Source organism: Serratia entomophila, assembly GCF_021462285.1.
In the GTDB taxonomy this organism is placed as follows: domain Bacteria; phylum Pseudomonadota; class Gammaproteobacteria; order Enterobacterales; family Enterobacteriaceae; genus Serratia; species Serratia entomophila.
Genome location: NZ_CP082787.1, coordinates 978,965 through 1,004,239, shown reverse-complemented (window position 1 = coordinate 1,004,239; position 25,275 = coordinate 978,965). Strand labels below are relative to the sequence as shown.

20 protein-coding genes are annotated in these 25,275 nt (G+C 61.6%); 9 read left to right on the top strand and 11 right to left on the bottom strand.

Features of this window, described 5'->3' with window-relative positions; all coding sequences use genetic code 11:
- Positions 1-8 precede the first annotated feature (8 nt).
- Positions 9-1,832: a maltodextrin glucosidase gene (gene malZ / locus KHA73_RS04705; protein WP_234589437.1), complete on the bottom strand. Its 1,824-nt coding sequence runs from the start codon at positions 1,830-1,832 to the stop codon at positions 9-11.
- A 247-nt stretch (positions 1,833-2,079) separates the two neighbouring features.
- Between malZ and KHA73_RS04700 the strand changes: the two genes are divergently transcribed.
- From KHA73_RS04700 to KHA73_RS04685, 4 genes are all read left to right on the top strand, one after another.
- Positions 2,080-3,324: a mechanosensitive ion channel family protein gene (locus tag KHA73_RS04700; protein WP_234589436.1), complete on the top strand. Its 1,245-nt coding sequence runs from the start codon at positions 2,080-2,082 to the stop codon at positions 3,322-3,324.
- 31 nt (positions 3,325-3,355) lie between these two features.
- Positions 3,356-3,619: a hypothetical protein gene (locus KHA73_RS04695; protein ID WP_234589434.1), complete on the top strand. Its 264-nt coding sequence runs from the start codon at positions 3,356-3,358 to the stop codon at positions 3,617-3,619.
- 92 nt (positions 3,620-3,711) lie between these two features.
- Complete coding sequence (locus KHA73_RS04690; protein WP_234589432.1) at positions 3,712-3,990, top strand: type II toxin-antitoxin system RelE/ParE family toxin; 279 nt, start codon at positions 3,712-3,714, stop codon at positions 3,988-3,990.
- Positions 3,990-4,277, top strand: coding sequence for a HigA family addiction module antitoxin (locus KHA73_RS04685; protein ID WP_234589431.1), 288 nt, complete (start codon positions 3,990-3,992; stop codon positions 4,275-4,277). The genes KHA73_RS04690 and KHA73_RS04685 overlap by 1 nt, the downstream gene beginning before the upstream one ends.
- Before the next feature lie 47 nt (positions 4,278-4,324).
- Here the strand turns inward: KHA73_RS04685 and proY are convergent, their stop codons facing one another.
- From proY to phoB, 5 genes are all read right to left on the bottom strand, one after another.
- Positions 4,325-5,731, bottom strand: a complete 1,407-nt coding sequence (gene proY / locus KHA73_RS04680; RefSeq protein WP_234589429.1) for a proline-specific permease ProY — start codon at positions 5,729-5,731, stop codon at positions 4,325-4,327.
- Positions 5,732-5,802: 71 nt separating this feature from the next.
- Positions 5,803-7,122, bottom strand: coding sequence for a branched-chain amino acid transport system II carrier protein (gene brnQ, locus KHA73_RS04675; RefSeq protein ID WP_234589427.1), 1,320 nt, complete (start codon positions 7,120-7,122; stop codon positions 5,803-5,805).
- Positions 7,123-7,569: 447 nt separating this feature from the next.
- Complete coding sequence (locus KHA73_RS04670) at positions 7,570-8,508, bottom strand: PstS family phosphate ABC transporter substrate-binding protein (protein ID WP_234589425.1); 939 nt, start codon at positions 8,506-8,508, stop codon at positions 7,570-7,572.
- Between the two features lie 14 nt (positions 8,509-8,522).
- On the bottom strand, positions 8,523-9,839 hold the full coding sequence (gene phoR / locus KHA73_RS04665; protein WP_234589423.1) for a phosphate regulon sensor histidine kinase PhoR: 1,317 nt from the start codon (positions 9,837-9,839) through the stop codon (positions 8,523-8,525).
- A gap of 24 nt (positions 9,840-9,863) precedes the next feature.
- A complete protein-coding gene (phoB, locus tag KHA73_RS04660; RefSeq protein WP_234589422.1) occupies positions 9,864-10,553 on the bottom strand; it encodes a phosphate response regulator transcription factor PhoB in 690 nt (229 codons plus the stop codon).
- A 201-nt stretch (positions 10,554-10,754) separates the two neighbouring features.
- On the opposite strand from phoB, the gene sbcD reads away from it, so the two are divergent.
- From sbcD to licT, 3 genes are all read left to right on the top strand, one after another.
- Positions 10,755-11,981: an exonuclease subunit SbcD gene (sbcD, locus tag KHA73_RS04655; protein WP_234589420.1), complete on the top strand. Its 1,227-nt coding sequence runs from the start codon at positions 10,755-10,757 to the stop codon at positions 11,979-11,981.
- On the top strand, positions 11,978-15,229 hold the full coding sequence (sbcC, locus tag KHA73_RS04650) for an exonuclease subunit SbcC (protein WP_234589418.1): 3,252 nt from the start codon (positions 11,978-11,980) through the stop codon (positions 15,227-15,229). The genes sbcD and sbcC overlap by 4 nt, the downstream gene beginning before the upstream one ends.
- A 198-nt stretch (positions 15,230-15,427) precedes the next feature.
- A complete protein-coding gene (gene licT / locus KHA73_RS04645; protein ID WP_234589417.1) occupies positions 15,428-16,270 on the top strand; it encodes a BglG family transcription antiterminator LicT in 843 nt (280 codons plus the stop codon).
- Positions 16,271-16,314: 44 nt separating this feature from the next.
- On the opposite strand, the gene mak is transcribed toward licT, so the two are convergent.
- A complete protein-coding gene (gene mak / locus KHA73_RS04640) occupies positions 16,315-17,223 on the bottom strand; it encodes a fructokinase (protein ID WP_234589413.1) in 909 nt (302 codons plus the stop codon).
- 201 nt (positions 17,224-17,424) lie between these two features.
- On the opposite strand from mak, the gene KHA73_RS04635 reads away from it, so the two are divergent.
- On the top strand, positions 17,425-18,159 hold the full coding sequence (locus KHA73_RS04635; RefSeq protein WP_234589412.1) for a response regulator: 735 nt from the start codon (positions 17,425-17,427) through the stop codon (positions 18,157-18,159).
- A gap of 56 nt (positions 18,160-18,215) precedes the next feature.
- On the opposite strand, the gene KHA73_RS04630 is transcribed toward KHA73_RS04635, so the two are convergent.
- The 4 genes from KHA73_RS04630 to KHA73_RS04615 are packed head-to-tail and all read right to left on the bottom strand — an operon-like array spanning position 18,216 to position 22,471.
- Positions 18,216-18,902, bottom strand: coding sequence for a D-lyxose/D-mannose isomerase (locus tag KHA73_RS04630; protein WP_234589410.1), 687 nt, complete (start codon positions 18,900-18,902; stop codon positions 18,216-18,218).
- 54 nt (positions 18,903-18,956) lie between these two features.
- Positions 18,957-19,898 (bottom strand): ABC transporter substrate-binding protein, encoded by a 942-nt coding sequence (locus KHA73_RS04625; RefSeq protein WP_234589408.1) that lies wholly within the window; start codon positions 19,896-19,898, stop codon positions 18,957-18,959.
- A 43-nt stretch (positions 19,899-19,941) separates the two neighbouring features.
- The gene (locus tag KHA73_RS04620) at positions 19,942-20,931 is read right to left on the bottom strand and encodes an ABC transporter permease subunit (protein WP_234589406.1); all 990 of its coding nucleotides are present in this window, start codon (positions 20,929-20,931) and stop codon (positions 19,942-19,944) included.
- Between the two features lie 28 nt (positions 20,932-20,959).
- Complete coding sequence (locus KHA73_RS04615; RefSeq protein ID WP_234589405.1) at positions 20,960-22,471, bottom strand: sugar ABC transporter ATP-binding protein; 1,512 nt, start codon at positions 22,469-22,471, stop codon at positions 20,960-20,962.
- A gap of 142 nt (positions 22,472-22,613) precedes the next feature.
- On the opposite strand from KHA73_RS04615, the gene KHA73_RS04610 reads away from it, so the two are divergent.
- Entirely contained in the window at positions 22,614-25,226 is a 2,613-nt protein-coding gene (locus KHA73_RS04610; RefSeq protein WP_234589403.1) for an ATP-binding protein, read from the top strand.
- The last annotated feature ends 49 nt before the right edge of the window (positions 25,227-25,275 follow it).

The window sequence follows — 25,275 nt, the reverse complement described above, 5'->3', positions numbered from 1 at the left end:
TTATCCCCTTACCCTTCACGCCGCCACAGGGTAACCGACTCCGCCGCCAGCCGCAGGCTAATGCCATCGTGCCGCTCGTTCAGCTCGCCGTCCCCTTCCAGCCGCCGCCATTTGCCTTCCGCCAGCAGCGGGCTGTGCGGCAGCGCCGCCTCGCCGCTGCCGTCGCGCTGCAGCGCCACCAACACCTGCTCTTGCTGATAGACGCGCACAAACACCAGCGTTTCGCCGTCGGCGCGCAGCACCTGGCAGGCGCCGCGCCGCAGCGCCAGGCTCTGTTTGCGCAGCGCCGCCATCCGCTGGAACAGCGCCAGCAACGAGCGATCCCACTGGCTTTCATCCCAGGGGAAGGGCTTGCGGCAGAAGGGATCGTTGCCGCCGTCCAGGCCGATTTCGTCGCCGTAATACAGGCAGGGAACGCCAATCCAGCTCAGCAGCCACACCGCCGCCATGCGCATGCGCGCCTGATTGCCCTGCAGCAGGGTCAGAAAGCGCGCCGTGTCATGGCTGTCCAACTGGTTGAACTGAATCAGCTGGCGCCCGTGCGGCAGGCCGGCCCGATAGCCGTCCATCCACTGCGCGCAGCCGCCGGCGTCCAGTTGCACCGGATGATACGCCACGTCCACCCCAGCCAGAAAAGCGCGCACCGGCAGCGCAAACCCCATGTAATTCATCGCCGCATCTTCGACGCCGGCGTGCAGCCAGCGGCGTGCGTCGCCAAAATGTTCACCCAGCACATAGGCCTGCGGGTTTTCCTGTTTTACCGCCTGGTAGATGCCCGCCAGGTGCTGCAGGTTGCCGGTAGCGCCGCCGTTCTCTCCCAGCATATGCACTACGTCCAACCGCCAGCCGTCGATGCTGTACGGCGGGCGCAACCAATGGCGCACCACGCTGCCGTCGCCGCGATAAATCGCCTCCGCCACCTGCGGTTCGGCGAAGTTGAGCTTTGGCAGGCTGGCGTTGCCCTTCCAGTCCAGCGCGCGGCCGTCCGGGTAGAAATTAAACCAGCCGCGGTACGGGGACTCCGGGTGATGACAGGCGCCGTTTTCGCCTTGCCGGTGCCGATCGAACCACGGATGCGAATCGCCGGTATGGTTAAACACCCCGTCGAGCACCAGTTTCATCCCTACCTTGTGAGTGCTCACTCGCAAACGCTGCAGCGCCGCATTGCCGCCAAAATGGGGATCGACCTGGTAATAGTCCTCGGTGTCGTACTTATGCACGCTCGGTGCGGTAAAGATCGGGTTCAGGTACAGCGCCGTCACGCCCAACTGCTGCAGGTACGGCAGCTGCCGGCTGATGCCGTCCAGATCGCCGCCGTAGAACGTAGAAGCGGCATGGTGCTCTTCCAACGGATGCTGCCAGTCGCGGCGCACGACTTCTGCACCCGCCGCATGATGGCGGTAACTGCCGCTTTGGATGCCATGCTCGCCGCCGCTGCTGGCAAAGCGATCGGGGAAAATCTGGTAGAACAGCTGGTCCGCCACCCAGGCGGGGCTGTGGTCGGGTTCGTCGACCGCAAATTGCGCCAGCTGGCCCGGCGGCGTCAGCGACCAGCCCTCGGGGCCGAACCATTGTTGGCGATCGGCCCACAGCAGCTTGAAGCAGTAGCGCCGGGTCGGTTCCCCCTCATTCAGCGTCAGGCTGGCCTGGTAGCGGCGCATGCCGTCAACCCGCTGCGCCTTCATGATCAGCAGCCACTCTTCGTTATCCGGCTCGGCGCGCAAAAACACCTGCTCGGGGAATTCATCACCCTGTAACCACAGCGTGATATCCAGACGTTGCCCCTTCTTCACCACGAAAGGCGGGACCGGTTGATGCCAGGCGTTAAGCATACTTTTCTCCTGCTGTACCAAACGAAATCGACGACGTTGCCCAATGCCCCGAACAATGCCACGTTGAGCGCAACTCCCCCTCATCTCTGGCCGCAAAACCCAGGGATGAGCCGGGGGGCGGAGAGCGAAAAACAATGCTAACCCTATGTAAAAAAAGGTAAACAGGCACAAATGTTGCCGCTTAACCCTTAGGCTAACGTCTTTTGAGCATATTGGATATTTTTTGCGTATTTTTTAAGGAGCGGCAATGCAACAACAGATAACGCGTTGGCTGGAACAGTTTGGGCTGGAATTCGGCGGAATGATGTCTCTACTGATGGTGCTGGGGCTGATCCTGCTGATTTCCGTAGTGATCCACCTGGTGCTGCACCGCGTGGTGCTGGCCGCCATTCAGCGGCGCGGCCGGCAGTCGCAGCGCGTCTGGCAGCAGGCCATCACCCAGTACAAGCTGTTCCAGCGCATGGCGCTGTTGCTGCAAGGGGTAATCATCAACGTGCAGGCGATGCTGTGGCTGCAGGCCGGCAGCCAAACGCAGGCGGTGATCGCCACCGCCGCGCAGGTGTGGATCCTCGCCTTCGCGCTGCTGTCGCTGTTTTCTTTGCTGGATACCCTGCTGGCGATGCTGCGCCAGAATCCCATTTCCAACCAGCTGCCGCTGCGCGGTATTTTCCAGGGGCTGAAGCTGGTGGCGGCGATCCTGATCGGCATCATGATCGTCTCGCTGCTGATGGGAAAATCGCCGCTGCTGCTGCTCAGCGGCCTTGGCGCCATGACCGCGGTGCTGATGTTGGTGTTCAAAGACCCGATCCTCGGGTTGGTGGCGGGCATTCAGCTTTCCGCCAACGACATGCTGAAAATCGGCGACTGGCTGGAAATGCCGAAATATGGCGCGGACGGGGCGGTGACTGACATTGGCCTGACCACCGTCAAGGTCAAAAACTGGGACAACACCGTCACCACCATTCCCACTTACGCGCTGATTTCCGACTCATTCAAAAACTGGCGTTCGATGTCCGAATCCGGCGGGCGGCGCATCAAGCGCAGCATCAATATCGATACCGCCAGCGTGCATTTCCTGTCGGATGAAGAACGGCTGCGTTTGAAGCGCAACCCGCTGCTGCAAAGCTATCTGAACGATAAAGACCAGGAGCTGAGCCAGCATAACCGACAAATTGAGGTGGACCTGGCTTCGCCGCTCAACGGCCGCCGCCTGACCAACCTCGGCACCCTGCGTGCCTATTTGACGGCTTATCTGCGCGCTCATCCGCGCATTCACCAGAATATGACCCTGATGGTGCGCCAGCTGGCGCCGACGCCGGAAGGCCTGCCGCTGGAAATTTACGCCTTCACCAACACCACAGCCTGGGCGGAATACGAAAGCATTCAGGCGGATATCTTCGATCATATTCTGGCGGTGATTGGCGAATTCGATCTGCGCGTTCACCAAACGCCGACCGGCAACGACATGCGCAGCATGCTGCAGCCGGCATAGGCGTCTCCCTGGCCCGCAGAAGGAGAGAGGATTGCTGAAACCTTTACGTCACCGGCTGTTTACCCTGCTGGCCACCCTGCTGTTCGTCGGCTGCCTGCACAGCGCATCGCTGGACGAAAGCCGCATGAACAGCAACCTGCAGCCGGCGCTGAGCGCCCTGAGCAACAACCTGCAGGATATCCGCGAAGTGCTGGCGCGCTGCGCCGGCGAGGAAAGCGAGGAACGGCTGAACGACGGCTGCCCGCGTCTCGAAGCGCGCGCTTCGGGTGACGATGAGCCGGAGGAAAAGCGGTAGGCATCTGCCGAACAAAAACCCTCTATATCGTTGCGTCATACGCAGCCCCCCATTATGATGCGCATAACGCAACACCCCATGGAGCCATCAGGATGATAAAAAGCTTCAGGCATAAAGGACTCAAAAAATTCTTTGAAACCGGTTCAACGGCGGGCATCGATGCAAAACAGGCGAAAAAAATTTCACTGCGCCTGAGCGTGTTGGATCTGGCTAAAGAAATCAACGATGTAGATCTGCCCGGTTTCTTTTTGCACTCATTAACAGGGGATCGCAACGGGCAATGGTCTGTCACCGTTACCGGCAACTGGCGTATTACGTTTGAACTGTTCGAGGGCGATGTTTATATCGTCAACTATGAGGACTACCACTAATGAACCGCATGCATAACCCCCCTCATCCCGGAGAGTTGCTCAAGGAAACCATGGAAACGCTGAACCTAAGCGCACGCGGTTTGGCCAAGGCGCTGGACGTGGCCCCATCGACGGTTCAGCGGCTGATTACCTGCAAATCTGATATCTCACCAGAAATGGCCATCCGCCTGTCCATCGTCATCGGCAGTTCCGAGCAGGTCTGGATGGGCCTGCAGGATGCTTACGATTTGTGGCATGCCAGACAAAATATAGACGTCTCCAGGCTGCATAAGCTGGATTTTGCCTAACCTCTTCCCGATAAAAAAACACCGGCGCCCCGCCGGTGTTGTTATTTTCAATCCTGCTGTGGCGCCAGCACCGCCCGTTTCTTCTGACGGTTAACCTTGAAGTAATACCCCGCCAGCAGCACCGCTACCCATACCAGCCCGGCATACAAGGAGACGCGGGTGGTCGGGAAGTAGCCGATCAGGCCGATGATAAACACCAGGAAGAGGATCGCCGCCACCGAGGTGAACACGCCGCCGCGCAGCGGAAACGCCAGCTGTTTTACCTGGTCCTTGCTCAGGCTGCGGCGGAAGGCGATCTGCGAGAACAGGATCATGATCCACACCCACACGGTGGCGAAGGTGGCCAGCGAGGCGATCACCAGGAACACGCTTTCCGGCATGATGTAGTTGAGATACACCGCCAACAGCAGCGCCAGCATCATCACCACCACCGTCACCCACGGAATGCCGCGTTTAGAAACCTTGCTGAACATCTTCGGCGCATGGCCCTGCTCGGCCATGCCGTGCAGCATGCGGCCGACGCCGAACACGTCGCTGTTAATCGCCGACAGCGAAGCGGTGATCACCACGAAGTTGAGGATGCCCGCCGCGACCGTGATGCCCATATGCTGGAAGGTCAGCACGAACGGGCTGCCGTTGGTGCCCACCTGGTTCCAGGGGTAGATCGACATGATGACGAACAGCGTACCGACATAGAACACCAGAATGCGCCACGGCACCGAGTTGATGGCCTGCGGAATCGATTTTTTCGGGTCTTTGGCTTCGCCGGCGGTAATGCCGATGATTTCGATGCCGCCGTAGGCGAACATCACCAGCTGCAGCGACAGGATCATGCCGATAAAGCCGTTGCTGAAGAAGCCGCCGTTGGACCACAGGTTATGGATGCCGGTCGGCTGCCCGCCGTTGCCAATCCCCCAGACGATGATGCCGATACCGGCGGCGATCATGATGATGATGGTGGCGACCTTGAAGAACGAGAACCAGAACTCCAGCTCGCCGAACACCTTGACGCTCATCAGGTTGATGGCGCCGATGATCAACACCACGCTCAGCACCCAGATCCAATGCGGCACCTCCGGGAACCACACGCCCATATAGATGCCGAAGGCGGTCACGTCGGCAATGGCGACGATCAGGATCTCGAAGCAGTAGGTCCAGCCGGTGATGTAGCCGGCCATCGGCCCGAGATAGTCCTGCGCGTAGCGGGAAAACGAACTGGCCTGCGGGTTGTTGACCGACATTTCGCCCAGCGCGCGCATGATGATAAAGGCCACGACGCCGCCGATCAGATAGGCCAGCAGCACGCTCGGGCCGGCCATTTTGATGGCGTCCGCCGAACCGTAGAACAGCCCGGTGCCGATGGCCGAGCCGAGGGCCATAAAGCGGATGTGACGGGTGCTGAGACCGCGCTTCAGCTTATTGGCGGGGGCGGTGGTGGGTGACTGTTGTTGCATGAAAATGACCCGTGTTTTTAAACGTAAAAAAGCCACGGACAAGTCCGTGGCCCAAAATTCAGACCGGTATTTTATTGGTGCGCGGTAACTTCAGTACGCGTGCACACCCGATCATAAATCGCGACCAGCGCCAGCATCAACAGCGAAGGCGACAACCATGCCAAGCCCTGCTCCGCCAGCGGCAGGTGATTGCTCCAGGCCGGCAGCAGATGCTGGAGGCTGGACGCTTTCACCGCGTCAAGGATACCAAACAACAGGCTGACTAACATCACCGGCGCGATGATGCGCGGCGCGCTGTGCCACCAGCGCAGGGTGAAGCTCAGCACCACCAGCACGATGCACGGCGGGTAAATCGCGGTCAGCACCGGGATGGAGATCTGGATCAGATGGCTCAGGCCCAGGTTGGACACCACCATCGAGAACAGGCCCAGAATGAACACCAGCGTTTTGTAAGAGAACGGCAGGTATTGGGCGAAGAACTCGGCGCAGGCGCAGGTCAGGCCTACCGCGGTGACCATGCAGGCGATAAAGATCAGCGCCGCCAGGAAGAAGCTGCCCAGGCCGCCGAAGGTGTTTTGCACGTAGGCATGCAGGATCTGCGCGCCGTTGGTGGCGTCAGGCACCAGCACGCCGCTGCCGGAACCCAGTTTGAACAGGCTCAGGTAAACCAGCGTCAGCCCCACGCCGGCGATCAGCCCGGCCAGAATGGTGTAGCGCGTCAGCAGGCCGGCGTCTTTCACGCCGCGGGAACGTGCGGCGTTGACGATGACGATGCCGAACACCAGCGCGCCCAGCGTATCCATGGTCAGATAGCCGTTAACGAAACCGGAAGAGAAAGGAACGTTCTGATAAATCTCGGTCGCCGGGATAGGCGCACCCGCCGGCCACAGCAGCGCGGCGATGCCCAACGCGCCCAGCGCAACGATTTTCAGCGGCGCCAGCACGTGGCCGACGGTATCGAGCAAGCGGCCCGGATACAGAGAAATGCCGATCACCAGCGCGAAATACACCAGGCTGTAGATAAACAGCGGCATGGCGCCGTCGCCGGTCAGCGGGGCGATACCCACTTCAAAGGATACGGTGGCGGTGCGCGGCGTGGCGAACAGCGGGCCGACCGCCAGATAGCAGACGGTCGCCAGCAGCAGGCCCGCGCTGCGGCCAATCGGCGTGCTGAGGGCGTCGATGCCGCCGCCAACGCGCGCCAGCGCAATCACGGTCATCACCGGCAGGCCCACGGCGGTGATCAGAAAGCCGATCGCCGCGGTCCAGACGTGTTCACCAGACTGCAGCCCCACCATCGGCGGGAAAATGATATTCCCGGCGCCGACGAACAAGGCAAAGGTCATAAATCCCAATGCCAGAATATCTTTTGACGTTAAACGATGAGTCATACGATGTCGTGTTGCCTGTTCAAATGAAAAAAAGTGTCCGATAGCGTGGTGCGTTAAGCCCCACCGGTTGCCGGCCCGCCGTTTCATCCTCAGAGCAATAAGTGCAAAAAACGCGTGACGTCCGGCGTTTTGTCCTTATTTGAAAGTAACCACTCATGGTGATGGGCAGAGTTTTAAGAGTTATAAAAATGGAGGTTTAATCCGACAACGAGGGCTAAGGTAAACGTTTATAGCGCTTCAAGGCAAGGCGCACGGCGAAAAGCAGAGTTATTGACCAGATAAAGTTTAGCCACCAGTCGATCATATTGGCTATCAATAAATATACACTACATGATTTGTATCATTTTTGAGCAACCTTCTCACAAAACGTGAAGCATATGCTAACTAACCGCGCGAAAACGCCAATAAAGCAGCTGTTTTCGCGCGGGATGCGCTGGCTGCGCCGGGTTATTTCAGGCCCAGCGCCCGGCGGGTTTTCTGCAGCGTAGCGGGCGGCAGCGGCAGGTAGCCGTCGTGGTTGACCAGCCCCTGCCCGGTGTCCGACAGTACCCGATCGAGGAAGGCGGCGGTCAGCGGCTCCAGCGGCTGATTGGGCGCCTTGTTGATATAGATGTACAGATAGCGCGCCAGCGGGTAGCTGCCGTTACGCACGTTGACGTCGGTAGGCGCGATATAGTCAGTGCCGTTTTCCGCCAGCGGCAGCAGGCGCACGCCGCTGGCGCGAAAGCCGATGCTGGCGTAGCCAATGCCGTTCAACGAACCGGCCACCGCCTGCACCACCGAGGCAGAACCGGGCAGCTCATTGACCCGCGGCATAAAATCGCCGCCGCACAGCGCGCGCAGCTTGAAATAACCGTAGGTGCCGGAAGCGGAATTGCGCCCAAAACGCTGCAGCGCGCGCGCAGCCCAGTCGCCGCTGAGCCCCAGCTCGCCCCAGCGCGTTAACGGGCGGCTTTCGCCGCAGCGCCGGGTGGCGGAGAAAACGCGATCAAGCTGCTGCAGGTTAAGGCCGCGCAGCGGGTTGTCCTGATGCACCAGCACCACCAGCGCGTCCACCGCTACCGGCACCGCCAGCGGCGCATAGCCGTAGCGGTGTTCGAACGCAGAGACCTCCGCCGCCTTCATCGGCCGGCTCATCGGCCCAAGCTGCGCGGCGCCCGCCGCCAGCGCGGTTGGCGCGGTCGAAGAACCGGCGGCCTGGATCTGCAGGTTAACGTTGGGGTAATGCTGGCTGAAATCTTGCCCCCACAGCGCCATCAGATTCGCCAGGGTATCGGAACCGACGCTGGACAGGTTGCCCGACAGCATGCCGTCCGGTTGCGCCAGCGCGCCACGGCCGGCCAGCAGCGCCAGGCAAAGCAACAGCCATCGGGAAATTCGGGTCATACCTGTCTCTCGCGTTAATTTCTCACCGCATTCTCTGATAAAGCTGCGGGAACAATCAACCGGTTAGGCAAGGTAAAGATGAATCGCGTGCCGTTGCCCGGCTCGCTGAGGATTTCCAGCCGCGCATCGTGGTGGCTGAGCGCATGCTTGACGATCGCCAGCCCCAGCCCGCTGCCGCCGGTCTGTCGCGAGCGCGCCTTATCGACGCGGTAGAAGCGTTCGGTCAGGCGCGGAATATGCTCGGCGGCGATGCCCGGCCCGTTATCGCTGACCTGGAACTGCGCGCCGTGCGGCGTCTGTTGCCAGCTCACTTCGATATTGGTGCCCTTCGGCGTGTGATTGACCGCGTTATACACCAGGTTCGACACCGCGCTGCGCAACTGGTCTTCATTGCCGAACACCTTAAGCTGCTCGTTCACCCGGAAGCTTATCTCATGATTGCCGCCGCTCAGCGACTGCGCCTCGCGCTGCAACACCCGCAGCATCAGCGGGATATCCACCCGTTCGTTCATGTCCACGTTGGGCGCCGCCTCAATACGCGACAGCGTCAGCAACTGTTTGACCAGCCCGTCCATGCGCCGGGTCTGCTCCTGCATGGTGCCCAGCGCCTTGCCGCGCAGCGAACCGTCCAGCTCTTCGTCGCTCATCATTTCCAGATAGCCCTGCAGCACCGTCAACGGCGTGCGCAGCTCGTGGCTGACGTTGGCGAAGAAGTTGCGCCGCGCGCCTTCCAGCTGACGCATCTGCGTCACGTCGCGCGCCACCATCAGCAGTTGGCCTTCGGAATAGGGCATCACGCGGAATTCGACGTAGTGTTCGTTGTTCAGCTGCAGCGTCAGCGGGCGTGAAAACTCCTGCTGTTGCAGATAGTGGCTGAACTCCGGGTAACGCAGCAGGTTGAGAATGTGTTGGCCGTTATCTTCCGGCCAGCGGAAGCCCAGCAAATGCTGCGCCAGCCCGTTGCACCAGAAGATATTGCCTTCGACGGTGGTCATCACCACCGCATCGGGCAGCGACTCGGCCCCGCTGCGAAAGCGCTTGATCAACAACGCCAGCTCGCGGCGGCGGCGGCGGTTGCGCTGCTGCATCTGGTACAGCCCGTAGAACAGCGGCTCCCAGCTCCAGCGCCCGGGGGGCGGCGTCATGCTGCGGTCGATCCACAGCCAGTGGGAAAGTTTGAGTTGATTGTAAAAATTCCACACCAGCGCCGCCAAAGCGGACGCCAGCAGGAACCAGGGCAGATAACCGAAAATCAGCCCCAGCAGCAAAGCAGGCAAACAAAAAAGAGCCAGCTCCAGAGCCAGCCTCTTCCACGACAGACGTTCTAACACGGCGTATTCTCCAGCGCGGCGCGATCAGTAGCGCGTTGAGAACCGGTAGCCGGTGCCCCGAACGGTTTGAACCATTTTGTCATGACCACTGGTCTCTAACGCCTTGCGGAGCCGACGGATATGCACGTCAACGGTACGGTCTTCCACATAAACGTTAGTGCCCCAAACGTGATTAAGCAACTGTTCGCGGCTATAAACACGCTCCGGATGGGTCATAAAGAAGTGCAGCAGCTTGAATTCGGTCGGCCCCATCTCCAGCGCCTGATCGTTGGCCATCACGCGGTGGGAGGAAGGATCCAGACTCAGCCCTTGCATTTCAATCACTTCTTCCACCGCCATCGGGGATATGCGGCGCATGACCGCCTTGATGCGCGCTACCAGCTCCTTGGGGGAAAACGGCTTGGTGATATAATCATCCGCCCCCACTTCCAGCCCGCGCACCCGATCTTCTTCTTCGCCGCGTGCGGTCAGCATCATCACCGGTATATCGCGGGTCAGCGCTTCACGTTTCATATGTTTGATAAACTGAATGCCGGAACCTCCGGGCAACATCCAGTCGAGCAACACCAAATCAGGGAACGGCTCAGACAGGCGCGTCACGGCGCTGTCATAATCCTCGGCTTCCAACGGTTGGTAACCATTCTGTTCCAACACAAAGCACACCATCTCACGGATCGGCGCTTCGTCTTCCACCACCAGTATGCGTCTTGCCATCGTCAATCCTGCCAATGTGTTAGCGATCACAGTTGATTGCGGGCGCCATTATGCGTCAGTTTTGTGACAGATTTATGAAATAAATAGCCATGAAAAAAACCGGTTGTTACAGGCAGTAAGCATAGCGACTATTTCAAAGGACGCAGAAACATCATATTCCCTTTATAATCCCCGCCATTACCTTTTCGCCCCGGGAGTGTCATGCGCCTGATCCACACCTCTGACTGGCATCTTGGCCAGTACTTTTTCACCAAAAGCCGCGCCGCCGAGCATCAGGCTTTTTTGCGCTGGCTGATCGAACAGATCGAGCAACAGCAGGTGGATGCGCTGATCGTCGCCGGGGATCTGTTCGATACCGGCTCCCCACCCAGCTATGCCCGCGAGCTGTATAACCGTTTCGTGGTGGAGCTGCAACGTACCGGCTGCCAGCTGGTGGTGCTGGGCGGCAACCACGATTCCGTGGCGACGTTGAACGAGTCGCGCGAACTGCTTTCCTGCCTGAATACCACCGTCATCGCCAATGCCCAAAGCGACATTGAACGGCAAATCCTGGTGCTGAACCAGCGCGACGGCCAGCCGGGCGCGGTGCTGTGCGCCATCCCCTTTCTGCGGCCGCGCGATCTGCTCACCAGCCGCGCCGGCGAATCCGGCGCGCAGAAGCAGCAGGCGCTGCAGGAAGCGATCGCCGAACACTATCAGACGCTGTATCAGGCGGCCTGCGCCCGGCGCGACCAACTGGGGCTGCCGCTGCCGATCGTCGCCACCGGGCATCTGACCACCGTGGGCGTCACCGCCTCCGACTCGGTGCGCGATATCTACATCGGCACGCTTGACGCGTTCCCGGCTCAGGCGTTTCCCCCCGCCGATTACATCGCGCTGGGCCATATCCACCGTGCGCAGAACGTGGCCAAGTCAGAGCATATTCGCTACAGCGGCTCGCCTATCCCGCTCAGCTTCGACGAACTGGGCAAGGCCAAAAGCGTGTTTATGGTCGACTTCAGCGCCGGTGCCCTGCAGCAGGTAACGCCGCTGGAGATCCCAAACTTCCAACCAATGCAGCTGATCAAGGGCGATTTGCCGCAGATAGAGCAGCAACTGCGGCAGTTCGCCGATTATCAGGGAGAATTGCCGGTGTGGCTGGATATCGAAGTGGCGACGCAGGATTACCTCAGCGACATCCAGCGCCGCATCCAGCTGCTGGCGGATGAGCTGCCGGTGGAAGTGGTGCTGCTGCGGCGCAGCAAAGAACAGCGCCGACAGGCGATCGAACAGCAGGACAAAGAAACGCTCAATGAGCTGAGCGTCAACGAAGTGTTCGAGCGGCGGCTGGCGCAAGAACCGGAAATGGCCGAAGCGCGCCGGCAGCGGATGCGCCAGATGTTCCATCAGGTGGTCGAGAGGGTACAGCAGCAGGAGGCGGACCAATGAAAATCCTCAGCCTGCGGTTAAAAAACCTCAACTCGTTGCAGGGCGAATGGAAGATAGATTTCACCGCCGAGCCTTTCGCCAGCAACGGGCTGTTCGCCATCACCGGGCCGACCGGCGCCGGTAAAACCACGCTGCTCGACGCCATCTGCCTGGCGCTGTATCACCAGACGCCGCGCCTCAACGTCACGCCGAGCCAGAACGAGCTGATGACCCGCCACACCGCAGAATCGCTGGCGGAAGTCGAATTTGAGGTGAAAGGCGTCGGTTACCGCGCCTTCTGGAGCCAGCGCCGGGCCAAAAACGCCCCGGACGGCAACCTGCAGGCGCCGAAGGTCGAGCTGGCGCTGCGGGAAGACGGCAAGATCCTGGCGGACAAAGTGCGCGATAAACTGGAGCTGACCGCCGCCATCACCGGGCTGGATTTCGGCCGCTTCACCAAATCGATGATGCTGTCGCAGGGGCAGTTCGCCGCCTTTCTCAACGCCGACGCCAACGATCGCGCCGAACTGCTGGAAGAACTGACCGGCACCGAGATATACGGCCGCCTGTCGGAGCAGGTGTTCGAACAACACAAACAGGCCAAGGCCGATCTGGACGCATTGCACCAGCGCGCCAGCGGCATTGAGCTGCTGAATGACGAGCAGCGCCAGCTGTTGGCAGATCGGTTAGCGGCGCTGGCGACGGAGGAACAGGCGTTCAACCAGCAAAACCAGCGGCAGCAGCAGGCGCTGAGCTGGTTGCAACAGTGGCAGCGCCTCCAGCAGCAGCAAGGCAGCTGCCGGCAACGGTTGGACAACGTACAGCGAGAACAGGCCGACGCCGCCCCGCAGCTGCAGCAACTGGCGCGCAGCGAACCGGCCGAAAAGCTGCGCCCGCTGCGCAACGAACGCGATCGCTGCCGCAGTGAACGCGATCAGCTGCAACAACACATCGTCCAACTGACGCAGCAACAGGAGCAACAGCAGGCACAGGTGGCGCCGCTGCAGCTGGCGGTAGAAAAAACCCGCCTCGCCCAGCAGACGCAGGCCGAGCAGATGCAACAGCAGCAGGCGCTGATCGATGAGCAGGTCGCGCCGCTCGATCATCAAATCGCCCAGCTGCAGCTCACCCAGGCTGAACGACGCCAGGCCGGCGAAACCGCAGAGCAACAGTGTGCGCAGCAGCAGCAGGCTCTGGAACAGCTCAACGCCCAGCGCAGCCAACTGGCGGCGCAGACCGCGCAACATCAGGAACAGCTGAACGCGCTGACCGCCGCGCTGGCCACCCAGCAGCAACGGCATCAGGCGCTGGAAACGCAGGCGCCGCAGGAAACCTTGCGCCGGCGTATAGCCGAGCTGGCGGATCTGCGCCCCGCGCGCCAGCAGCTGTTCAGCCTGTCTTCGCTGTACCGCCAAACCGACGAACGGCTGCAGCAGCAGCGCAAGGAACAGGCGGCGCGTCAGGCGCAGCTGGCCGAACTGCAGCTGCGGCTGGAAAACACCCGACAGCAGTACAAACAGCACAAGGCGCAGCAGCAGGAAGTGGAGAAAATCCACGAGCTGGAAAAACGCATCGTCAGCCTGGAGGCCGAGCGCGCGCTGCTGCAAAGCGGCGCCCCCTGCCCGCTGTGCGGCTCCACCAGCCATCCGGCCGTCGAGCAATATCAGGCGGTGACCCCTTCGGAAACCGAACGCCGCCTGGCCGAAATTCGCGCTAAAGCCGAGGCGCTATATACCGAGGGCACCGAGCTGCGCACCCGCAGCGAAAGCCTGCAGGAGCAACAACAGCGCCAGCAGCAGGCGATAGCGCAGGACGAGCGGCAGCTGGCGGCGCAACAGCAGCAGTGGCAAACGCTCAGCGCCCCTTTGGCGTTCGCTTTCACCCTGGCGGATACGGATGCGCTGCACGCCTGGCTGAACGCCTGCGACGAAGAAGAACGCCAGGGGCAGCAGTTGCTGTTGCAGCACGAACAGGCGGCGCGCGCGGTGCAGCAGGCCAAAGACCAACTGGCCGCGCTGCAGGTGCGGCATCAGCAGGCGCAGCAGCAGCAGGCGCTGCTGGATGAACGCTATGCGCTGTTGCAGAAGAACCACGCCGACAGCCTGCTGCAGCAACGGCGCCTGCAGCAACAGTGGCAGGACGGCGAAAAAAACCTGACCGAGCAGCGCGTCCAGCGGCAGGCGCTGTTTGGCGAACGGCAGATAGCCCAGGTGCGCGAGCAGCTGCGCGCCGCTCAGGCGGCCTGCGAACAGGCCAGCCGACAGGCCGCCGAGCAATGGCAAAAGGCGCAGGAGCTGCGCGATCGCCTGAGCGGCCAGTTGGCCGGGCTGCAGCAGCAACAGCTGCAGCAAGGCGAACGGCTGCAGCAGGCGGAACAGGCCTGGCTGCAGGCGCTCACGGGCAGCGAATTCGCCAACGAAGCCGCCTTCAGCGCCGCCTTGCTGGATGACAGCCAGCGCCAGCAACTGCAGCAGCGCAAGGAGCAGTTGCAACAGCGGCAGGTTGAAGCCGCCGCGCTGTTGGCGCAGGCCGCGCAGTCTCTGGAACAGCACCTGCAAAACCGCCCCGAAGGGATGGACGAAACCCACGCCGACGCCGAAGCGCTCAGCCAGGCGCTGGCCGAACTGGCGCAGCAGCTGAAGGCGCTGCAGCTGCGGCAAGGCGAGGTGCGCAACCAGTTGGAGAGCGACGCCGCCCGCCGCCTCAATCAGCAGTCGCTGTTTGAGCAAATCAGCCAAAGCCAGCGGCAATACGACGACTGGAGCTACCTCAACCAGCTGATCGGCTCCAAAGAAGGCGACAAGTTCCGCCGTTTCGCCCAGGGGCTGACGCTCGATCACCTGGTTTATCTGGCCAATAACCAGCTCGGCCGGCTGCACGGACGCTATCTGCTGCAGCGCAAAACCAGCGACGCGCTGGAACTGCAGGTGGTGGACACCTGGCAGGCCGATGCGCTGCGCGACACCCGCACCCTGTCCGGCGGCGAGAGTTTCCTGGTCAGCCTGGCGCTGGCGCTGGCGCTCTCCGATCTGGTGAGCCACAAAACCAGTATCGACTCGCTGTTCCTTGACGAAGGCTTCGGCACGCTGGATGCGGAAACCCTCGACACCGCGCTGGATGCGCTGGACAGCCTGAACGCCTCCGGCAAAACCATCGGCGTGATCAGCCATGTCGAAGCGATGAAAGAGCGCATCCCGGTGCAAATTAAGGTGAAAAAGGTCAACGGCCTCGGCATCAGCCGGCTGGAACCGCAGTTCAAGCTGGCATGATTCAGCCGGACGGCGCAGAAGTGTGACCGCGGCGGCACTCCGCGGTGAAAACCGTTGAGCCGCTGGCAGCACAGGCTATTATGCAGGCATAACAGGATTGTTACTGTAGATAACATGCAGGCAAAACCTGACGCACGGGATCGCTTCCGGGCGTCAGGTTTTTTCGTTTTCAGCGCGCTGAAACATCCGGGAATAACCATGAAAATCGCTAAAATACTCAATAATAACGTAGTGATTACGCTGGACGAACGTCAGGAAGAGACGGTGGTGATGGGCCGCGGCATCGGCTTCAAGAAGAGGGCCGGCGATACGCTGGACGAAAGCCTGATCGAGAAGGTGTTCACCCATAACGGCAGCGAAATGGCCGAACGCTATAAGGAACTGCTGGCGGAGATCCCGCTGGCCTGCGTGACCACCGCCGACAAAATCATCACCCTCGCCCGCCAGCGCCTGCCGGGCAAGCTGCACAACATCGTCTATATCACGCTGACCGACCACATCCATTTCGCCCTGCAGCGCCATGCGCAGGGGCTGGATATCCGCAACGCGCTGCTGTGGGAAATCAAGAAACTCTACCCGGCCGAGTTCGCCGTCGGGCTGGAGGCCCTGGCGCTGATTGCCCAGCGGCTGGAAGCCACTTTGCCGGAAGACGAAGCCGGCTTTATCGCGCTGCACCTGGTCAACGCTCAGCTCAACGACGAAATGCACAACACCCTGCACATTACCCGCGTGATGCAAGAGATCCTCAATATCGTCAAATACCATTTCCGCTTTGATTACAACGAAGAGGCGCTGAGCTATCACCGCTTCGTCACCCACCTGAAGTTCTTCGCCCAACGGCTGCTGGGGAAAAACTACGTCGACAGCGACGACGATTCGCTCTATCAGGTGGTGAAGGAAAAATACCGCGAGTCATTCGCCTGCGCCGGCAAAATTAACCGGCACGTCGAAAAAAACTACCAGCATCAGCTGACCACCGAAGAGATGATGTTCCTGACCATTCATATCGAACGGGTGCGCAGCGAAAGCGAGGTGAAATAGCCTGCGGCGGGCGTCAAACACCCGGCCGCATTGCCATGCAAGGGTTACAGCTGCGGCCACAGCCAGGCCGCGCCGCGCACGCCGCTGGAGTCACCGTGGACAGCCTTGCGGATCGGCGTCTCGCATTCACCGCCGAACACCCAGGACTTCACCCGTTGCGGGACGTTTTGATACAGGCGATCGACATTGCTCATGCCGCCGCCCAGCACCACCACGTCCGGATCCAGAATATTGATCACATGAGCCAGCGATTTCGCCAGGCGCATTTCATAACGGCTGATAGCCCGCTCGGCCTGAGCATCGCCCCGCCCGGCCAGCGCCATAATTTCATGCCCCTGCAGCGGGTTGCCGCTCAGGCGCGCATAGTCGGTGGCGAAGCCGGTGCCGGAAATAAAGGTCTCGATGCAGCCCTGTTTACCGCAGTAGCACGGCACTTCGCTGCGGTAACGCAGTTCGTCTTCATCCATCCAGGGCAGCGGGTTATGCCCCCACTCGCCGGCGATGCCGTTGCCGCCCGAATGTGCCTGACCGTTAAGCGCCACCCCGGAACCGCAGCCGGTGCCGATAATCACCGCAAACACGGTTTTTTTGCCCGCGCCGGCGCCGTCGGTGGCTTCCGACACCGCCAGACAGTTGGCGTCGTTGGCGATGCGCACTTCCCGCGCCAGCATCGCCGACAGGTCCTTGTCCAGCGGCTGGCCGTTGAGCCACACCGAGTTGGCGTTCTTCACCAACCCGGTAAACGGCGACAGCGTGCCGGGAATGCCGACGCCGACCGAACCTTGCTCGCCGGTCTTCTCTTCAGCCAGCGCCACTAAACCCGCGATGGCCGCCAGCGTCTGCCGATAGTCATGGCGCGGCGTGGCGACGCGGTGGCGGAACAGCTCCCGCCCGTCGTTCGCCAACGCAATCACTTCAATTTTAGTGCCGCCCAAATCGATACCAATGCGCACGTTTTTTCTCCTCAATGCACCACAACATTGCCACAGCCTAATGTAACCGGTTTTCGCGATCGCTCAATTAGCGCCGAATGTGACGCCGATGGCAATTTCCGCATCAGATCCCCACCCACTGCCGCTTATTAATTAGCCATCGGGTACACTGGTTTTAACCATCCGATAACATTTCCCCATAATAAAATCCGGAGAGCAGCGATGAAACCTGCCGTATTGATTGTCGATGACGATCCCGCCATTTGCGATGTACTTTGCGACGTGCTCAACGAACACGTATTTACCGTTCACGCCTGCCACCGGGGCAGCGACGCCCTAACGTTGCTTAATCAGCAGCCGGACATTGCGCTGGTGCTGCTCGATCTGATCCTGCCGGACACCAACGGCCTGCTGGTGCTGCAGCAAATCCACCGCCTGCGGCCGGATCTGCCGGTGGTGATGCTGACCGGAATGGGCTCAGAATCCGACGTGGTGGTTGGCCTGGAAATGGGCGCCGACGACTACATCGCCAAACCCTTTAACCCGCGCGTGGTGGTCGCCCGCGCCAAGGCGGTGCTGCGCCGCAGCGGTGCGCTGGCGCTGGAGCCCGCCGCCGCTCAGGGCAAGAGCGAGGGCTGGCAGTTCAACGGCTGGTGCCTGGACACCGCCCGCTGCACCCTGCAAAACCCGCAGCGACAAACCGTCGATCTCACCCAGGGCGAATACGGCTTGCTGCTGGCGCTGGTGCAGCATGCCCGCAAGGTGCTGACGCGCGATCGTCTGCTGGAGCTGACCCACAGCGAAACGCTCGAGGTGTTCGATCGCACCATCGACGTGCTGATCATGCGGCTGCGGCGCAAGATCGAGATCAATCCCCACCAGCCCGAGCTGATCCGCACCATTCGCGGGCTGGGCTATGTGTTCGCCGCCGACGTCAGCCAACCGGTGGCCGCCTGACAGAGCCCGGCCGCTCCGGCATGCGCCAGTGAAATCAACGCCACATCGGTTGTCCTTCAGTCGATAAAGCGCAAATATTCATGGCACAGCAGCCACTGCGGCGGCTGGTCCTCTTCAATCGCGCTATAGCGGGGAAGCGGCGTCAGGAAGCGGTTGTCGCTGTCGTCGTCATTCACCGAAGACACCTCGCCCACCAGCACGTCGCCAAAGCCTTCCTCGCCCCAGAAGCTATGGTAAATCCCCGGCGTCAGGCAGATGCTTTCCCCCGGCGCCAACCGCAGGCGCGAACCCGCGGCATGGGTCTGGCGACAGCCGTCCAGGGTAACGGTCACCGCCTCCCCGGCCAGGTGCTCCTGAGGATCGGCGTTGTGCAACTCCACAATCAGGTTGCCGCCGCCGCGATTGATGATGTCTTCCCGCTTGCGCCAGTGAAAATGCATCGGCGTCACCTGCGCTTCGCGGCAGTGCATCACCTTCTCCGCGTAGCCCTTGGCGTATGGCCGCCCACCGGGCGAACCGTTGCGCAGGGTGAACAGCGTCAGGCCGCAGCGGGCAAAATCCTCGCCGCCAAAGGCGGTGACGTCCCACCCCAACTTCAGGTCGAACACCTCTTGCCACGAACGGCGATCGAGCCGGCGCCATACCGATGGGCTGAAATGGGCGAAGGGCGGCAAATGAACATCAAAACGGGCGAAGAAGTGCTGGGTTTGCTGCAGGATCCGGTTCACTTCGGAACGATTCATGGCGCCTCCGGAAGCGGTAAAGGGGGCCCGCTGCGCGCAGGCCCCGATCGGCGGTTATTTCACCGTCCAGCCCTTGTAGCCGGCGATGTTGTTTTTATCGATCATGGTTACCGGGATCAGTACCGGTGCGGTCGGCGCCGGTTTGCCCTGCAGAATGCCGTAACCTATCTCTACCGCCTTGGCCGCCATTACCTGCGGATCCTGCGCCGGCGTCGCCACAAACAGCGAATTGCTGCGCTTGAGCGCTTCTTCCCCGTCCGGCGAACCGTCCACGCCAACGATAAAGAATTCGCTGCGCTGCGCCTGCTTGGCCGCCAGATCGGCACCGATCGCCGTCGGATCGTTGATGGCGAATACGCCGTCGATCTTCGGATTGGCCGCCAGCAGCGAAGTCATGATCTCCAGGCCGCCTTCCCGGCTGCCTTTGGCGTTTTGGTTGTAAGACAGCAGCTTGATGTCCGGATGTTTCTTCAGCTCGGTCATGCAGCCTTCCACGCGGTTTTGCACCGCAGAGACCGGCGGCCCGTTGATGATCACCACATTGCCTTTCTCTTTCAGCCTGTCGCTGATGTATTTACAGGCCATCGCCCCGGCCTGGGTGTTGTCCGAGGTGATGGTGGCGTCGGCGCCTTCGGCCGCCACGTCGACCGCCACCACCACGATGCCGGCGTCTTTGGCGCGTTTCACCGCCGGGCCGATGCCCTTGGAATCGGCGGCGTTGAGGATGATCATATCCACCTTGGCGGCGATGAAGTTATCAATCTGCGCCACCTGCTGGCCGAGATCGTAACCGCTCGACACCAGCGTGACGTTAACCTTGTCGCCCGCCAGCTCGCGCGCCTTCAGCTCGGCGCCCTTGGTGATCTGTACAAAGAACGGGTTGGCCAGGTCGCCCACCGTCACCCCGATCGACTTCAGCTCTTTCGCCTGCGCCGACGCGGCGCCGCCCAACGCGGCGGTAATCAGCAAAGCGGTAATCAATGGCTTGAAACGCATAGTGTTTTCCTCGTTATTATCCGATGTTTTGAAGCTCTGCTACCTAATGTTGATAGTTGCGGGTACGGTATTTGTCGATCAGCACCGCTATGATGATCACCGCCCCTTTGATCACCAATTGCCAGAAGTAAGAGACGCCCATCAGCGTCATGCCGTTGTTCAACGTCGCAATGATCAGCGCCCCCACCAGCGTGCCGGTGATGGTGCCGATGCCGCCGACAAAGCTGGTGCCGCCAAGGATCACCGCGGCGATGGCGTCCAGCTCATAGCCCATACCGAGGTTGCCGTTGGCGCTGTACAGCCGCGAGGCGCTCATCACCCCGCCAAGGCCGGACAGCAGGCCGCTCATGCCGTAAACGAACAGCAGCACCGCACCTACCTTGATGCCGGTCAGACGCGCCGCCTGCATGTTGCCGCCCACCGCGTAGATGTGCACGCCCAGCGTGGTGCGGCGCAGGATGAACCAGCACAGCGCGATCACCGCAAAGGCAATGATCACCAGCCAGGGGATCGGCCCCAGATAGGCGTTGCCGATCCATTCGAAACTGATGTTGGAGTTGATGATGGTAGTGCCGTCCGCCAGCAGATAGGCGGCGCCGCGCAGCGCGGTATAGGTGCCCAGGGTGACGATAAACGGCGGCAGCCCGGCATAGGCTACCAGGATGCCGTTGAACAGCCCCATGCCCAGGCCCGCCAACAGCGCCAGCGGGATAGACAGCCCGGCCATGCCCGGCATCAGCGAGACCGCCATCGCCACCACTGCGGTGGTGCCCAGCATCGAGCCTACCGACAGATCGATGCCGCCGGTCAGGATGATGAAGGTCATGCCCGCCGCCAGCACGATGTTGATAGACGCCTGCCGCGCGATATTCAGCAGATTGGCGTCGGTAAAAAAGTTGGGGGCGACGAAGCCGAAAACCGCGACGATCAGGATCAATATCGGCAAGATGCCGACGGTTTGCATCATATCGCCCAGCAGCGCCCGCTTCAGCGTCGGGGATTTGGCGCCTGGCGGCAGCGGGTTGGAAGTCATGGCAGGCTCCTTGAGCGTAGGGATGGAATTATTCATTGGCAGCATTCTCTTCGGCGCCGGTGGCCAGCGTCATGATGTTTTCCTGGGTGATATCCGCGCCGCTCAGCTGGCCGGCGATGTTGCCCTCGTGCATCACATACACCCGGTCGCTCATCCCCACCACCTCCGGCAGTTCGCTGGAAATCATCAGGATCGCCACGCCCTGCTGCGCCATCTGGCTCATGATGCGGTAGATTTCGCTCTTGGCGCCGACGTCGACGCCGCGCGTCGGCTCATCGAGGATCAGAATGCGCGGGCCGATCGCGACCCAGCGGGAGATCAGCAGCTTTTGCTGGTTGCCGCCGGACAGCCCGCCGGCGCGCACCTGAGCGTGCGGCACGCGGATATTCAGCAGCTCGATGGCATCGCGCGAAATGCTCTGCGCCTTGCGCCGGTTGAGCAGGCCGTAGCGGCCATCGCGCTCCAGCGTCGCCATCACGATGTTTTCATGCGCCGCCAGGTCGAGGAACAGCCCCTGTTCCTTGCGGTTTTCGGTCAAAAATCCGATGCCGAGAGCGATGGCATCGCGCGGCGACTGGATATTGGCCGGTTTGCCGTCGATCTCCACCGTTCCGCCGGTGGATTTGCGCACGCCGAAAATCAGCTGCGCCAGCTCGGAACGCCCGGCGCCCACCAGCCCGGACAGGCCGACAATCTCGCCGGCGCGTACCTGCAGGTCGATCGGCCCGATCTTCTTGCCGTCGGTCAGGCCGTGCAGCGTCAAGCGGGGTTCGCCCACCGCCATGCCCTGCTCCTTATTGAACAGGTCGCTCAGCGGCCGCCCCACCATCATGCGCACCAGTTCACTGGCGGAAAGCCGGTCACGCATCAGGCTGCCGACGTACTGGCCGTCGCGCAGCACGCTGACGCGATCCGACAGTTCGTACACTTCGGCCATGCGGTGGCTGATGTAAATGATCGCCATGCCCTCGTCGCGCAGCCGTTTGATCAGCGCGAACAGGCGCTGCGTCTCGCGTGAAGAGAGCGCCGCCGTGGGCTCGTCCATCACTAAAATGCGGCTGTTGCGGTGCAGCGCGCGGGCAATTTCCACCTGCTGCTGCTCGGCGATGGTCAGCTTCATCACCCGATCGCCGGCGCTGAACTGCGCGCCCAACCGATCGACAACCTTCTGCGCTTCCAGCAACATCTGCCGGCGTTGCACCAGGCCGCCGCGCTGGATCTCGCTGCCCAGGAAGATGTTCTCCGCCACCGTCAGGTTAGGCGCCAGATTCATTTCCTGGTAAATCAGCGTGATGCCGGCCGCCAGGGCGTCTTTTGGCCCTTTGATGGCGAACGGCTGCCCGTCGATAAAAATTTCCCCGCTGCTGGCGATATAGGCGCCGGCCAAGATTTTCATTAAGGTGCTTTTGCCCGCGCCGTTTTCCCCCATCAGCGCGTGGATCTCACCGCGATACACCGTCAAGTCGACGCCTTTCAGGGCATAAAACTGCCCAAAACGCTTGGCGATGCCGTGCATTTCCAGAATCGGGGTCGCGCTCATCGTCATCCCTCGGGTTGCGGTTTGGAGTAAGCGCAGTTAACCACGGGCAAATAAATGCAAAATGTCAGCATCCATTCATCTTTGTCATATTGTTAATGAAGCGCGGATTTATACTGCGAACAGTCGGTTACGGGGGAATACCATGCGCAGACTGCCTTTCCTTGCCGGTGCGCGCGGGCGCCTGCTGATGTTCAACCTGCTGGTGGTGGCGGTGACGCTGATGGTCAGCGGCGTGGCGATCGTCGGCTTTAACCATGCGGGCAAGCTGCAGGAACAGGTGCAGGCGCAAACGCTGAAAGAAATGAACGGCAGCATGGCCCTGAGCCGCGATACCTCCAACGTGGCGACCGCCGCCATTCGGCTGTCGCAGGTGGTTGGCGCGCTGGAATACCAAAGTGAATCCGCCCGGCTCAAGCAAACCCAACTGGCGCTGCAGGCGTCGCTCTCGCGGCTGGCGGACGCCCCGCTGGCGCGCAGCGAGCCGGAGCTGGTCCGCCGCATCATCAGCCGCAGCAACGCGCTGGAGAGCAGCGTCACCCGCATGCTGGAGCTCGGCCATGCGCGCCACCTGCAGCGCAATATCCTGCTCAGCGGGCTGTATCAGAGCCAAAGCACGCTGCGCCATATCGCCAGCATGAATCAGCACGGCCATCCGGGCCAGCCGCCGCAGGCGTTGCTGAGCCAGATCGACCGGCTGTTGTCGGTCGCCATCCAGACGCCAACCCCCAAGGCCGCCGCGCAACAGCTCGACAGCGTGATGGCCTACTGGCCGCCGCACAGCCCGGATGGGCTGGTGAATGACAAAATGCGGCAATTCCGCAACAGCCAGCAGCGCCTGCTGCCCGAAACCCTCGAACTGGAACAGAGCGACCTGGCGCTGGCCTATTACACCTACCACATCAAGGCGCTGGTCGCGATGCTCAACGACGACATCAACCTCTATGTGCAAAAGGTGGCCGGCGAATCGGATCTTCGCACCCACCAGACGCACCGCGAGCTCAGCTCCATCAGCATTTTTATCGCCCTGTTCGCCCTGCTGGCCCTGGTGATAACCGGCTTCGCCGGGCTGTATATCTACCGCAACCTCGGCTCCAACCTGACGGCGATCGCCAACGCCATGACGCGGCTGGCGCGCGGTGAACGCGACGTCGGCGTGCCGGCGCTGCAGCGCCGCGATGAGTTGGGGGAATTGGCGCGGGCGTTCAACGTGTTTGCACGCAACACCGCCTCGCTGGAGCAAACCTCCCGCCTGCTGAAAGAGAAAAGCACCCAGTTGGAAACTACCTTTCTGGCGATGCGCGACGGTTTTGCACTGTTCGACAACGCCGGCCAGCTGGTGGTGTGGAACCCGCAGTACCCGCTGCTGCTGGGGCTGCGTGAACACCAGTTGCACCGCGGCCAGCACTATCGCGAACTGCTGCAGCACGTGACGCCGCCGCCGGGCCAGCGCTGGGAAGCGGTGCTGGCCAACCTGACCAGCGAACTGCCGCAGCCGCAGGAGCTGCGCCTGAGCGACGGACGCACCGTCGAACTGCGTTTCAGCCCGGTGCCCAACCGCGGGGTGGTCAACGTGGTGCTTGAGCGCACCGAGCGCAAGGCGCTGGAAGAGGCGTTGCTGCACAGCCAAAAGATGAAGGCGGTCGGTCAGTTGACCGGCGGGCTGGCGCACGATTTCAACAACCTGCTGGCGGTGATCATCGGCAGCCTGGAGCTCACCGCCGGGCAATCCCAGGATGCCCAAACCGGGCAGCGCATCGCCCGGGCGCTGAAGGCCGCCGAGCGCGGCGCGCAGCTCACGCAGCGGCTGCTGGCGTTCTCACGTAAACAGGCGCTGCATCCGCAGGCCGTGGTGCTGCGCGCCTTGGTGGAAAATCTGCAGGAACTGCTGAGCCATTCGCTGCCGCCGACGTTGTCGTTGAACATCGAGGCGCAGCAGCCCGGCTGGCTGGCGTGGATCGACGCCAACCAGTTGGAAAACGCGCTGATCAACCTGGTGGTCAACGCCCGCGATGCGATGGAAGGCCGCAGCGGCGTGGTGAAAATCCGTATCTATAACCAACGGGTGGTGCGCAGCGACGGCAAAAAGCAGGACATGGTAGCGCTGGAGGTGATCGACAGCGGCAGCGGTATGTCGGAAGAGGTCAAGGTGCAGGCGTTCGAACCCTTCTTCACCACCAAGGCGGTGGGCAGCGGCAGCGGTCTGGGCCTGTCGATGGTCTACGGCTTCGTGCGCCAGTCCGGCGGGCGGGTGCAAATTGAAAGCCGGCCGGGCGAAGGAACGCTGGTTCGCCTGCAGCTGCCGCGCGCGCCAACGCCAAGAGCGGCCGAAGCCGTTGCCGTCCAGCCCGAAGACCGCGACAGCGCCGATCATCTGGTGCTGGTGCTGGAGGATGAAAACGACGTGCGCCAGACGCTGTGCGAGCACCTGCATCAGCTCGGTTACCTGACGCTCGACTGCGCCGACGGCCGCGAGGCGCTGGCGCTGCTGGCCCAGACGCCGGACATCAGGCTGATGATCAGCGACCTGATGCTGCCCGGCGAGCTGAACGGCGCGCAGACGATCGCCCGGGCGCGGGCGCTTAATCCGCAGTTGACCACGCTGCTGATCAGCGGCCAGGACCTGCGCCAGCATGACGCCGGCGAGCTGGCGGACATCGAACTGCTGCGCAAGCCGTTCAGCCAGCGGCAGCTGGCGTTGGCGCTGCAACGGGCGCGCCGGCGAAACGCATCGGACGACGCAATTAGGAGGGAATGAGGCGATTTTTCGTCGTCAATTCGTTATCATGCCGCCCTGCTTTTGACGA